General features: G+C 46.0%; 8 protein-coding genes and 1 riboswitch. Of the genes, 1 reads left to right on the top strand and 7 read right to left on the bottom strand.

The genetic code is table 11. From position 1 onward, the window contains the following. Positions 1-138: 138 nt before the first annotated feature. The 7 genes from cbiD to ACYIA1_RS06700 form a co-directional block, all read right to left on the bottom strand. Positions 139-2,073: a cobalt-precorrin-5B (C(1))-methyltransferase CbiD gene (cbiD, locus tag ACYIA1_RS06670; RefSeq protein ID WP_121961126.1), complete on the bottom strand. Its 1,935-nt coding sequence runs from the start codon at positions 2,071-2,073 to the stop codon at positions 139-141. Then, on the bottom strand, positions 2,073-3,854 hold the full coding sequence (gene cobM / locus ACYIA1_RS06675; RefSeq protein ID WP_122382400.1) for a precorrin-4 C(11)-methyltransferase: 1,782 nt from the start codon (positions 3,852-3,854) through the stop codon (positions 2,073-2,075). The genes cbiD and cobM overlap by 1 nt, the downstream gene beginning before the upstream one ends. Then, positions 3,851-5,050, bottom strand: coding sequence for a precorrin-6y C5,15-methyltransferase (decarboxylating) subunit CbiE (cbiE, locus tag ACYIA1_RS06680; RefSeq protein WP_480334783.1), 1,200 nt, complete (start codon positions 5,048-5,050; stop codon positions 3,851-3,853). The genes cobM and cbiE overlap by 4 nt, the downstream gene beginning before the upstream one ends. Beyond that, positions 5,047-6,459, bottom strand: coding sequence for a precorrin-3B C(17)-methyltransferase (gene cobJ, locus ACYIA1_RS06685; RefSeq protein ID WP_005862324.1), 1,413 nt, complete (start codon positions 6,457-6,459; stop codon positions 5,047-5,049). The genes cbiE and cobJ overlap by 4 nt, the downstream gene beginning before the upstream one ends. Before the next feature lie 56 nt (positions 6,460-6,515). Then, positions 6,516-7,979 carry a PepSY domain-containing protein gene (locus ACYIA1_RS06690; protein ID WP_480334785.1) on the bottom strand — a complete coding sequence of 488 codons (1,464 nt, stop codon included), beginning with the start codon at positions 7,977-7,979 and terminating at the stop codon, positions 6,516-6,518. Positions 7,980-7,997: 18 nt separating this feature from the next. Further along, a complete protein-coding gene (locus ACYIA1_RS06695; RefSeq protein ID WP_008779872.1) occupies positions 7,998-10,379 on the bottom strand; it encodes a TonB-dependent receptor in 2,382 nt (793 codons plus the stop codon). Between the two features lie 146 nt (positions 10,380-10,525). After that, positions 10,526-11,443, bottom strand: a complete 918-nt coding sequence (locus tag ACYIA1_RS06700; RefSeq protein ID WP_005862321.1) for a sirohydrochlorin cobaltochelatase — start codon at positions 11,441-11,443, stop codon at positions 10,526-10,528. A 128-nt stretch (positions 11,444-11,571) separates the two neighbouring features. Continuing rightward, positions 11,572-11,769: riboswitch (cobalamin riboswitch) on the bottom strand. An 85-nt stretch (positions 11,770-11,854) separates the two neighbouring features. On the opposite strand from ACYIA1_RS06700, the gene aspT reads away from it, so the two are divergent. Further along, positions 11,855-13,552 carry an aspartate-alanine antiporter gene (gene aspT, locus ACYIA1_RS06705; protein WP_036610880.1) on the top strand — a complete coding sequence of 566 codons (1,698 nt, stop codon included), beginning with the start codon at positions 11,855-11,857 and terminating at the stop codon, positions 13,550-13,552. Positions 13,553-13,560: the final 8 nt, after the last annotated feature.

Genomic DNA, 13,560 nt, shown 5'->3' on the forward strand with positions numbered 1-13,560 from the left:
TTTAGAGGGCAAAAGTACGAAATCCTCCTAATATGTATTCTTAAAGAATCCCTAATAAAAAAGAATAAACAGCTAAAAAGAAATGCTATTACAGTCTGGGGGGTGTAGAGACGTAGCGTGCGCGCTGCGTCTCTACAGCTAAGATTGGTACAAGACCTTGCCCTCTTCGGATATTAACAGCAAGGTTAGTTCGCCGTCGGGAAGGATAGGAGCGCAATACGATTTACATTTTTGTAAAAGTAATGGGAAGAAACGATTTTGTTCTTTTTCCGCAAGAAGCTCCCATAATTCACGGGCCAACGTAATCCGATTGATTGCATCTACGGTCGCCTCCTCGCATTTTGCTTCTTTCGCTACATCTTGAAGGAAGCCTTTGTTCATGACGACTTTTTTGCTGTGTGTATCCAGGAAACCTTCCGCAAGTTTCACCGCCTTGCCGATCATGATACCTAAGATAACCTGCTTGAAACCTAAATCGGCAGCGATCTTTAGCGTCTCTCCGATAAAGTTCCCATAATGGACGAATGATTGTGGAGGCAAAGAAGCGTATAAGCTCCGAAGGTAGCGTTCACTCTTCGCCCCGGAATTAATAACCAACGTCTCGCAACCTATCGCTTTGGCGACACTGGCTTCTTTCCGTATCGAGGCGATAAAAGCGTCCGATGAGAAAGGACGCACGATTCCGGATGTCCCGATAATGGAGATTCCCCCGATAATTCCAAGTTTCGGATTGAAGGTACGTTTCGCCAACTCCTCGCCACCGGGAACCGAGACCGTGACAATAGCGACGGAATCGGGTGAGGGCAGGAGTGGAATCAGCTCTTGCCGGATCATCTTACGGGGCGTGGCGTTTATAGCCGGGCCGCCGACTTTCAAGCCGAGTCCCGGAAGGGTCACGGTTCCGACTCCTTCACCTGCTTGGAAGATGACTCTTCCCGTATCGTCGCTTTCTGTTTCTTGACAATATTCTTCTTGTGCCATTACCGTGGCACGCTTGTGCCATCGGCTTGGCACAGCTGTGCCATCACCGTGGCACGACTCTGCCACGGCGATGGCACAACCGGATGCATCGAGAGATAATTGAACAGTAACCCGGATCCGGCTATGATTCGTCACGTCCGGATCATCCCCAGACTCCTTGATCACGGTACAGGTGGCGGAACACCCGGCCCATTCGGTATAGGCTACCGGCAACGTTATCTGTTCTCCCGAGGGTAATGTTATCTGGCTTTCTGTTTGTTCCTTCCTTGATAATAAGGCCAATAAAGCGGCTTTTGCGGCGGCGGTAGCACAAGCTCCGGTCGTATATCCGCTTTTCAAGGGAAAGAATTCGGGTAATAGGCGTTCGATTTGTTTGCGCAATCCGTCTTCACCATACACTCGGTAGAAAGTTTCCGGTAATGCGGGACGCTTCACGACAAATACTGGTATTCCGAATTGGCGGGCAGCGTTCACTTTATCCGTAAAATAGCCGGAGAAACCACTTTCCTTTGTCAAGATCGCATCCGGATGGAGTTGCTCCAACAACTTTAACTCATCCTCACCTTCTCGATAGAAAACCAGACGTTCTTGGGGGAAGCCCTGCTTCTCGGCCAACGACAAAGATTCCTCCCGCTCCAATATACGGAACCAAGTGGTATGCGATCGCCAATAAGGGCGGAGCGGGGCAAGGGTGTTCACGCCACTGAGGGCAAGTAGCCGTTGGATACCTTTGTTTTCCATTTGGTGAATTGCGTCTGCATAACTATCGCACCAAATCAAGTCCTCATCACGAGGTGGATACCGACGTTCGTAACGGATCACCGGAATCTGTAAACATTTCGATACTTTTTCGATCGTTTGGTGTAACACTTGAGCGAAAGGGTGTGCCGCATCAATCAATAGCTTAATCGCGTGGTCACGACAAAAACACTCCATTTCCTCCGCATTCATGGCTCCGGTCAAACGGATTCCATGCGCGCATTCAATGGATTGCAAAGTTCCTTTCGTAGAATAGTAATAGGTAGCGGCTGCCTCGTCCGCTACCCGCACAGCCACACGGCCTTCTGTCGTTCCTCCAAGGATCAGTATCATTACTTACGGAAAAGATGTTTGAATTCATCCGCATATAAGCGGGATAGACCCTTGCGATTATCGATGGCATCCCCGACGACAAGTAATGTTGTCAGTGTAAGATGATTCTCTTTTACGATTTTCGCGAGATCTTTCAGTTGCCCACGGTAGATCCGCTCGTCTTTCCATGTCAATTTATAGCAAGCGGCTACCGGAGTGGTTGGAGCGTAATGTCGCGATAATTCCTCTTGGACCTTCTCTACGACACCGGCGCTTAAGAAGATACACATCGTACTTTGGCTTTGAGCCAGTTTGTGCAGTTGCTCTTTCTCAGGCATGGGCGTACGTCCTTCGCCACGAGTGAGGATGATCGTTTGTACTTTCTCCGGAATCGTGAACTGGGAATAAAGAGCGGCGGCGGCGGCTTGGAAAGAGGAAATACCCGGAGTGATATGATAATCCATCCCGTATTGATCAAAGTAATTCATTTGCTCTTGAATAGCTCCATAGATGCAAGGATCGCCCGTGTGCAAACGAACGACAAACAATCCTTTATCATAAAACTCTTTCATCAACGCGAACTGTTCTTCCAGATTCATATCCGCCGAGCTTCGCACCGTAGCGCCTGCCTTCGCGCATAAGGTAAGTTCTTTCGGGACGAGGCTTCCTGCATACAGGATCAAATCCGCTTTCTCCAACATTTGCCGTCCGCGGATAGAGATCAAGTCCGGATCGCCGGGACCGGCTCCTACGATCTCGATATGTCCCTTGCGGCAGGCCGTCCGATCTAACGCTACGGCAAAGGTATATTCATTTCCTTTCCCTAAATCCGCTTTTTGCTTCTCGACCAAAAGCGGACCGCCATGAGCCGCATAAATGGCGGAAGCTTCCGATACACTTGGGGATTCGGTTACCTCCAGTACTTTCTCCGAGGGATTGGGTACCGGGATATCTTTCAGCTCCTCCGATGTATAGGTGTGGAAAGGGCATTCCATAACTCCATAAGCCAGTAATGTCAGCACCGGTTCGCATTTCTTTAAATCGATTGTATTTACATCCGCCAAAGCTTCCGGATATAGGCGTTTATCACGCAATACATCTTTAATATGTTCGTAAACGACCGTAGGATCGCCTTGCATATCCTTGCGGCAACCCATTCCTAGGTGGAGGACTTTCGGTATATAGGTGATCGTAGGGATGGAAGTATCGTATTGTTGGGGACTGACGATCATCAATAACTCATAGTCTTGCTGCGGTATCGCCTCGAAGGAATAAAAGATAGAGACATGAGACGGGACCGTACGCTCCAAATAATCCGTTCCTTTATCTCGTATATCAAGGAGTAGCGCTGTCGGTTTTCCATTGACAAAAGTGGAGATGGCGGCATTGCTATCTTTGACGATCAAGGTCCAATCGTATTTCTTCCCTAATGTATCGAGCGCCCATAGGTTTGCGTTGTCGCTTTGTGTCGTAATAATCGCTTCGGCTCCTAATAGGTTCGCTAACTCTTTGGAAAGATCGTTCGCTCCACCGATATGTCCGGATAAGACAGGAATCACGTATTTGCCGGTACTATCTATACAAACCACGGCCGGATCGGTATGTTTATCTTCCGCGAAGGGAGCGATACTGCGTACGCAAATTCCCATCGCTCCTATAAATACCAAACTACTGGATTCGTGAAAAACCTCTTTTGAGAAAGAGCCGAATGGTAAGATCTTCGCCTCGGGATAAGAAGCAAGAATTCGCTCAGCAAGCACCCGGCTACTATCGGATATTGGAATAATTGATATTGTACTCATAATTTATAAATAACATTCACGGTAATCGTATTAAAATCATCAATCGTGATACGGGTTTGGGCGGATATCCGAAGACCGGTTTGGCGGACCGCTTCCTCTAAAAGCGCTTTGCTTTCGTCGGATACGGAGTTGAAGACGATGACACCGCTCTCTTTCATCTTTTTGGAAACTACCATAAGGATCTCCACTAATTTCCCGCCATGTCCGCCGATAAAGATTGCATCCGGAGCCTCCAACGCTGATAAATCCACCGATAAGAAATCTCCGATTATAGCCTCGATACCCGGAGTCCCAAAACGACGGCAATTCTCAGTCATTAACTTTCGTCCCTCTTCCCGGATCTCAAAACTCGTGATATGCAAATGCGGGAACAGCAATTTAGCCTCTATCGAGACAGAACCCGTGCAAAAGCCGATATCCCAAAAACGTTCCCGGTTTCTCAGATCCAGCATGCTTAAAGATAACAAACGGATCGGCATTTTGGTTATCATCTTCTCCCGCCCGCTCAAATGCTCGAACGCGAAATCCGGCAGGCCGAACTTACGGGAATGCCCGTCACGCTCTTTCCGGAGAATCAAGCAATTCGGATGAACGAAATTATTCATTGCCGCGGCTTGTATACTGAATTGGCGGATGCTCTGCCGTTCGGTATTTCCTAACCGTTCTCCCACGAACATGGTATAATTATCATAGCCGTATTCCAGCATCCGGCGAGCGATAGTCGTAGGCGTATGTTCCCGATCCGTGAGCACGCCTATCTTAGACGCACTTTCGATCAAGGCACGATCGAACTCGTGCCAAGGCCGTCCGGTAAGGGAGACGATCCGCATATCGTGGTAAGGCATCAATAGATTTTGTGCCAAGAGTTGCAAGGAATTAAATGACGGGTACAGGCGGATTTGCGCATCCGGCAATCGGTTTTGAATCGTAACGGCGAATCCGAAAAACAAAGGATCTCCGGAAGCGAATACAACGATGCTTTCCCGACCGTCGTACGAACGATAGCGATCGAAGACCTCGTCCAACGGGACTTTTATATCGATCCAGTCCGCTTTCTCGGGCAAGAGCGAACGTACGATCTCATGATGCCGCACGCCTCCGGAGAACACCCGGTGGGACAAGATTATCTCCAATATCTCCGGCGGAAAGTATTGCCGCATATTATCATCCAGCCCTATGACATAAAATCGGTTCATACGTCTCTTCCCGGCTTTAATTGTTCTGCGTCATTAAAACAAAGGATGGCATTCACTAGCGTAGCCGCTAAATTACTACCTCCTTTACGACCTTCCACGATTAGTTTCGGTATACCGATAAAAGGTTTCACCATATGTTTGGATTCCTGCACATGTACAAAACCTACCGGAGCCGCGATAATGCCAGCTGGAGTGGCTTTACCTTTACGTATTAAATCGCATAATTCCATAAGGGCGGTCGGGGCGTTCCCGAAGACAAACAGAGCGGTCGGATGCTCTTCCACGGCCCGACGAATACCGGCTTGAGTACGGGTAATTCCTTTGCTCGAAGCCATCTCAGCGACCCGCTCGTCTTGAAGGTAGCATTTCACTTCGACACCCAGACGTTGCAGAGCTCCCTTACGAATGCCGGAAGCAGCCATCGTGACATCGGTGATGATCGTAGGAACTTCCCCGCCGCTGATCTTATTATATAATGTAGAGACAGCATCCGGGTCGGCATAAAGGATATTTTCCATATCGAAATCGGCCGTCGTATGAATGGCATGGAGTAACGCCCATTTCTTATCCAACGGGATCTCTTGGTTTTTCAATTCCTTCTCGATCGTACGGAAACTACGGATCATGATGTCCTGTCCGATACCCGTATCCATTTTCTTTTGTTTGATCTCGCCATAATATCCCCGGGGAGTGATCATATGATTCCCGGAAAGATATGTTTGTGAGTTTCCGATCAAGACTACCGTGAACATATCGATCTGCTCGGGGTCCAGATCTGCGAGCGTAGTGACGAATACTTCTTGCTCCTCCCGTCCGGCCTGACGTACATAACCGACCGGAGTCTCCGGCTTGCGTTCTTGCAGGAACAATTCTTTTAAGCGATAGAGTTGCCAATAACGTCCCTCGCTTTTTGGATTATAGATCGCCGTAACAAAATCGGCCATGGCCGCCGCGTGAATCCGTTTCTCGATCAGTTCCCAAGGAGTCATCAAGTCTGAGAGGGAAATCACACAGAAATCATGTCCGATAGGAGCGCCAAGCAAGGACGCAGCTTTCTGGAAAGCGCTGATGCCCGGATACGACTCGATCTCGATCTCGCTTCCGGATTCTTTCTTCATCTCATAAATCAGAGGAGTCATGCCATAAATACCGGCGTCACCGGAACTGATCACGCAAACCGTCTTTCCCTCGTTGGCATAAGCGAAAGCTTGCTCGGCACGAGCTTGCTCACGTTTCATACCTGTATCTATACATTCCGTTCCCTCACGAAGCAAGTGGGTGATAAAACGGAAATAATATTTATATCCTATGATGACATCCGAGCTTTGGATAGCGGCCAAAACCGCAGGCGTTATATCGGCCTCGCTACCGGGGCCGATTCCGGCGACTATAATCTTGCCTTTATTCATTCAAATCTATTTTATAATACAATGTTCTCAATAAATATAATACAAATATACAGGCTTTACTTCTTTCTTCTCGCTTTTCGCCTGATATATTTTATCGCAAGCCATACACCGGATAAGGAAACGAACGTGCCTCCCAACATGGTTCCCCACATCACGATATTCCATAAGACCGGATGATCTACCAAGAATTTCAGATTCAAGCTATGCAATGCCGGATACATCCAATGGTTCCAACGAGACGGCGTATTTACATAACGGTATTGTCCATTACGGGGATTAATGTAATAACAACTATTATCCACGTCTTGAATAGATACTTTCCAGACCGGGAGTTCTAAATTCCTTTTTCGTGAGATATAATACGTATCATAAGCATCCAACAGTTTGATATCAGCCGTGGTCCTGATACCATGTATCTGAGACAATACGGAACGGATTTCTTCCGGTCGCAGGTTCAATAAAGATATCCCGTCACTCTTATTTGCGTTCACGACAATATCCTTCGTGTCTGTTTGTACGATGTAAAAGGGTATATCACCAAAACTACTCCATTCCAATTGACGGATCTGGCCGGGATAGGCTTGTATGACCGCCCTGTAATCCAACGGATAATCGAGTGGGGAAGGAGCCATCTTCCGCAGTTCTTGAACCGGGTTTATATCGAGCTTGGCTTTCAACCCCCAATCCTGTACACGAGCTAAAGACATCATACCACTAAAGCAGAAGGTGAGGACGAATAAACCGAATAACACCCCAAGAATATGATGCCATTTATACCAGAACTTCTTATAAGGGGAAATCAAATGACGTCTCCTCGCTAACCGGAAATCCCGTATTCCTAAATAGATCCCGGCGATACACATAACGCACCCGATTCCGGATAACCAGACAACTACCTTTATCCATAATTCAGCGTCTTGCCGCAAGGAAGTGAAATAGACCCAATGAGGGATCGCCCCGAGCCAAGTCCAGAAACGACTGTTTTTATCCGTATATTGCAAAACCTCCCCGGATTTAGAGGATATGTATAATTCATGTCGTTCCGGATCGGCGAAATGGAATTTATAGATCGGAAATTCCTCTTTTAAACGACCGAATGGAATCCATTGGTCCAAGGTGTACAAGGAATCTACCTTCGCTATGGAAGAGGTATTCCATTGTGATGCCACACGTTGGATACGATTCCAGTCGATTACGGGTAATCTTTCCGTCGAGTCGGCAGGAATATCATAGCTCCCTTTCTCCGTCCGGATATGAAAAACAGTTTGTCCCAAATAGCTGTTTAAGGTAACATGGCTTATCCGCTCGTTCTGCGGTAAACGTTTCTCTATCTGGTCTAACGAAGGAAGATTCTCCAGAGAGAGAATATCCATCTTCGCCCGTTTATCGGCCCGGTCCGCTCGCGGGAACGTATGGTAGATCATTACCAATCCCGATAGGAACCAAACGAGAAACAGGATACTGAACGCCGTGCCCAGTATCCTGTGTATAAATAGCGTGATCTTTGTCAATAGATTCATGAGCGTATGTTCTATATATTATAATGTATAGGAGATAGCCACTTGGAAATTACGAGGCATGCTTGGCACCATCTGTTGTCCGAGCGCTTGGTTATAATAATTGTTGTCAAACAAGTTATTCAAGTTGAATGTAAGGTGAATATTGTTGTTCAACAAATAAGACATACCGAAATCGGTTACCCAATACGGATCGAACCAAGAGTTGTTAGATGTATTACGGTATACTTTACCGGTATAACTGCTACTCAAGTGAAATTCCAGATTCTTCAAGACACCCCGAGGGATGGTATAACTGCCGTATGCGTAGAAAGTCTGGTTCGGTACGTTGCTCTGCCAGTTTCCTTCTTGGCTATTCAATTGTTGCTTTGTCTCATCCGGGTTATTGCCATAGATAGCCTCGATCAATTCCGGATCCTTTATTTCTTTCATCTCCCGGATCTTGGAGTCGTTCAATCCATAACCGATCGTCAGCGCTAAGGTGCTTACCGGAGAAAGAGTGACATCAAAATCAAAACCTTTGGAATCTTGTACACCCACCTGTCCGATTACACTCATCGTGGTAGTCTCGCCGTTTACTTCCTCTTGATAGTTGTTGGTCAACGTAGCCGTACTGTTCATCTTCCGGATATAGAACAAGCTGGCATTGGCGCTTAATATATTGTTCAATTGATATTTAAGACCCACCTCGGCTTGGTATCCTTTCTCCGGCTTAAATACTTCCTCATTGCGAGCAGGCTCGAAACGATTTCCATCACCTCCTACATAAATGACGTTATCTTGATAGAACGTACGGATCGGCTTGAAGAAAGAGGCGAAAGACGCATAAATGGATGTATTCGGATGGGGCAGATAGACCGCTCCGAAACGATAAGTCAACGCCTTATTCTTTATCATATTGAAGCTTGAATGCTCCTCATACTCACGTCGTCCGGTAGGAGTTGTAGCGCTGGCGGACATATAACGGAAAAAGTCGTAACGTAGAGCGGCTAATACCTTCCATTGCTCGTTGAACTCAACCATATCTTGAAGATAAAGGCTGTTGGAATAATGATGCGTAACCGTTGCTTTCGAGAATTTACTGGTCATATATCCCATGCTATGCGGATCATAAACGGATACATGCGAATAAAGGCCGGGACCCTGAACATCATCTCCTAAATTATAGCCCGAATAGCTGGTACGATTCAAGGCGACGAAAGAGTAACCTCCCATATACGTATGCTTTATCTCACCCGTCCTGAATTTACCGCTTAGCTCGAGCGTATTGGCTACCGTCTTGGCTATATGGGAGAAGCGAAGCGGGAAAGAAAGATATACACTGTCCAAACAGATATATTTTTTCTGGCCGTTTTTCATATAATAATGATCATAGATCGGATCATCACTTTCGAGATAGTCGAGGGCTTCCGTCCCAAAATAGTTGATATCGTCGTTATTGTAAGAAAGGCGATCTGTTAGTTTCGCGCCGTTCCAAAAAGTATGTGTGTATTGCGTCGATACGTTCCATGCGTGATTCTTCATAAAGTCGGACTCGTTATTGTAGCGAGCCTCACGGTCAAGTCCCGGTAGCATCTCATTTTTATGGAGATATAACTGTCCTGTTTGCACATTATATACATCATTTGCCATTAAATCGGGAAGACCGATCTCCGTCCCATAGAAGTCGCGGTTAAAACCTCCGCGAACATCTAATATGTCACGTTCCGTCATTTTAGCTTGCAATGCCAGATAACCGGAAAAGCGACGGTTGCCATTATCACGCCAGCCCTCTTGATCGGAAAAGTTGACATTGGCGTAATAATTGACCGGACCGACCAATTTACCGCCCATGCCAAGTGTCGCCTCTTTATTCTCGTAACTACCGTAGGCCAATCGAGCATTAACGCTCTGTTTCTCTGACGGGGATTTACGAACGATATTCAAGGTTCCACCTACGGCTGAATGTCCGTAAAGTACAGAAGCCGGTCCCTTTAATAATTCAATAGACTCGATACAGGATAGATCGGGTACGGGATAAGAGTTGTTTATTGCCGAACGTTCATCGCGGATACCGTCTATCATCATGATAGAATGATCGAAACCACGGATCGACAATTGTTGAAATGCGCCATAAGATGTCTGGAATCGTACGCCCGGCATAAAGCGTACCGCATCTTGGATATTACGGATACCTCGCAACTCCAAACTACTCGCCGTAATGCTATTAATTGAAATAGGAAGATATTTCATAGGTACGTCCAACTTCGTGATTTGTGGACGTGGCTTGCGTGCGGCGGTCGCTACGACTTCTTGAATATTGAATGTCGTATCGGCGAAATTCGTGTACTCATTCTTGTGTTGTGCCTGCATCGTACTGATACATAAGGCTGTCAACGGTAAGATTGTCAAAACTCTTTTCATATATTTAGCATTATAACTGTTTATTGTATGCATGTGAAATCCCTTTCGAAAGAAATTCCATTTTCCTTCGAATGAAAATTTAGTTTCTTTCGGAAGGAATTACTTTTTCTTCCGAAAGGAATAAAACATAGATTTGGAGAACTTTTTTAGTCCTTCTCTACCGCATAAGCTTTCTTCTTATCAACGATATCGATCATCTTATGTTTAGCCATGAAACGGGCATGTTCGATGAAGATCTTCTGAATATCCGGATTCTGTCCCAGACCTTCCATAAATACGCTTACCTCGTAGCCTTTCTTTTCCAGTTCCTCTTTCCAATCACCGGCGATATCGTTTTTCGCATGGTCTCCGGCGACAAACATAAATGGCATCAACAAGACTTTCTTCGTTCCATTGGCCTTTACTTGGGCTACCATCGTATCAAAAGTAGGATAGCCCTCGATGGTTCCTACGGAATAATCCTTGAATCCCTTCTCCTTCAACATATAATCCAACATGGCATATTGAGCCGTCGCCGGAGTATAAGTGCCATGGCCTACCAATAAAGTAGCGCCTTCTTTCGCCCCATTTTTTGTGATAGCGACGATTACCGCCTCATAATCCTCCGGTGTATACAATAAAGGATTACCGATACGAATCTCCTTGAAAGAAGATTTCATGGTGGCAACATCCTTACGTAAGGATTCCATCTCGATACCTTCGATTATATTCGTGGATTGGATCAAGACATGTGTATAACCATCAGTCTTTAATTTTTCCAAGGCCTCGATCGGGTTCAGTTTCTCTACGCCACGAGCTTTTAAGCGGCGCATTACAATGCGAGAAGTCCATGCCTCACGCAACTCAACATCTTTGAAAGCTTCTTTCGCTTTTTGATTGATCGCGTCGATTGTCAAGGCACGGGTATCATCATGGGTTGTTCCAAAATGTACCATCAATAAAGCGGCCTTATCGCCCGGTTGTAAAGAGGCGAATAAATCGGATGCTACAAAATTCTCGCCATCGTGCGCACGACAAACTAGGCTGATGACCAGCAGGAAGAAAGATAGTAAGTGTTTCCTCATCATATGAATATATTAATAATTAGATTACATATCAATCCCACGGAGACAACGTATTATTCTGTCTCCAACATCTTTTAGATATAGGTGATATTTCTATCCTCTTAATTACTCCTAACCCCGGGAGGAATTAATCATTACTTCGCTTGGCAGGTTTCCTGACTGGCTCGGAAAGCAACCTTCCCATCTTTCTTAAGACAGTGGCATAGCAGAACGCTTTCCTTTTCAAGAGCTTCACAGTAGCGGGCACTGTTCCGGATTCTAACCGGATTCCCTTTTATAGAGTTGTCGGTAGACAAACTCTATCACCTAAGCGGTCGCAAATTTATATAAATAATCCCGAAAAGTAACAACATCTTTCAAAGAATCCCTGTTTCAATAGCATCTTTTTTGTTTAACATCAAATAAATAGATATGGAATGGATAACTAATTTACTTCAACATTATCCGGAGCTAGCTATTTTCATAACCTTAGCTCTCGGTTTCTGGATTGGCAAGTTTAAGATAAAGAAGTTCACGCTGGGAACGGTTACCAGCGTATTATTGGTCGGTGTATTGATCGGGCAATTAAAAATCGATATAAGCGGACCGTTAAAGTCCGTCTTTTTCTTGATGTTCCTCTTCGCTGTAGGATATAGCGTTGGGCCACAGTTCTTCCGGGGATTGAAAAAGGAAGGTCTTCCTCAAATGCTTTTCGCCGCCGTCATGTGTATATTTTGTTTGATCGCTCCTTTTTTGTTAGCGAAACTTATGGGATATAACGCAGGCGAGGCCGCAGGATTATTGGCGGGCTCCCAGACGATGTCGGCAGTATTAGGAGTTGCCGAAGATACGATCGGACAGATGAATATTAGCGATACGGATAAAAGCGCTATGGTAAATGTAATGCCCGTGGCCTATGCGGTAACTTATATTTTCGGTACGGCAGGATCCGCATGGTTAGTGAGTGATATCGGGCCACGTCTTTTAGGAGGACTCGACTACGTGAAAAAAGCGTGTAAAGAGCTAGAGGCTAAAATGGGAAATAACGACGAGAGCGAGCAACCGGGCTTTATGCCAGCCGCCCGTCCGGTAACTTTCCGGGCCTATAAGATTAGTAATGAATGGTTCAAGGATGGCAAAAGCGTAAAGCAGTTGGAGGTATATTTAGACCAATTGGGACGGCATTTGTTCGTGGAGCGTGTCCGTATTAATAATGTAGTAACCGATGTTAAACCGGATTTGGTTTTACATACCGGAAATGAGGTTGTTCTAAGCGGTCGCCGGGAATTCGTGATCGGAGAGGAGAACTGGATTGGCGACGAGGTCAATGACATTGAATTGCTTGATTTTCCGGCAGAGACGTTACCCGTACTAGTGATCCATAAGGAATACGTGGGGAAAAAGATCTGCTATTTACGCAATCAATCGTTCATGCATGGTGTTAGCATCAAGTCCGTAAGGCGTGCGGGTATCAATATCCCGGTCTTGGCCGCTACGGTGATAGATTCCGGTGATATGCTGGAATTGGTAGGCATGAAATCAGAGGTAAATAAAGCGGCGACGGCTTTAGGATATCCCGATCGCCCAACCAATCAGACCGATTTGATTTTCGTGGGTATCGGTATTTTCTTAGGGGGAATTTTAGGTTCGCTCGCGATTCATTTCGGGGGTGTCCCGATTAGCCTAAGTACGAGTGGAGGTGCTTTGATAGCCGGGCTCGTCTTTGGATGGCTTCGTTCTAAGCATCCGACCTTCGGGCGTATTCCGGAGCCTTCCGTCTGGATATTAAATAATTTGGGATTGAATATGTTTATCGCCGTAGTCGGTATCACGGCGGGTCCCAGTTTCGTGACCGGATTGAAGGAAGTCGGTATAAGTTTATTTATTATCGGTGCTTTAGCGACATCTATCCCGCTTATCATCGGTATTCTGATGGGACGTTACGTTTTTAAGTTCCACCCGGCTATTACTTTAGGTTGTACGGCGGGTTCACGTACGACAACTGCCGCATTAGGAGCGGTGGAAGATGCCGTAGGAAGTGAGACTCCAGCCTTGGGCTATACCGTTACCTATGCGGTAGGTAATACTTTATTAATTATCTGGGGTGTCGTTATCGTACTAATCATGTAATATATATA

The organism is Parabacteroides sp. KHUB-02, assembly GCF_056640955.1.

Bases quoted from the DNA above. Each gene is read 5' to 3' on its own strand.
- cbiD (WP_121961126.1), bottom strand. From the start codon at position 2,073: ATGATACTGATCCTTGGAGGAACGACAGAAGGCCGTGTGGCTGTGCGG.
- cobM (WP_122382400.1), bottom strand. From the start codon at position 3,854: ATGAGTACAATATCAATTATTCCAATATCCGATAGTAGCCGGGTGCTT.
- cbiE (WP_480334783.1), bottom strand. From the start codon at position 5,050: ATGAACCGATTTTATGTCATAGGGCTGGATGATAATATGCGGCAATAC.
- cobJ (WP_005862324.1), bottom strand. From the start codon at position 6,459: ATGAATAAAGGCAAGATTATAGTCGCCGGAATCGGCCCCGGTAGCGAG.
- ACYIA1_RS06690 (WP_480334785.1), bottom strand. From the start codon at position 7,979: ATGAATCTATTGACAAAGATCACGCTATTTATACACAGGATACTGGGC.
- ACYIA1_RS06695 (WP_008779872.1), bottom strand. From the start codon at position 10,379: ATGAAAAGAGTTTTGACAATCTTACCGTTGACAGCCTTATGTATCAGT.
- ACYIA1_RS06700 (WP_005862321.1), bottom strand. From the start codon at position 11,443: ATGAGGAAACACTTACTATCTTTCTTCCTGCTGGTCATCAGCCTAGTT.
- aspT (WP_036610880.1), top strand. From the start codon at position 11,855: ATGGAATGGATAACTAATTTACTTCAACATTATCCGGAGCTAGCTATT.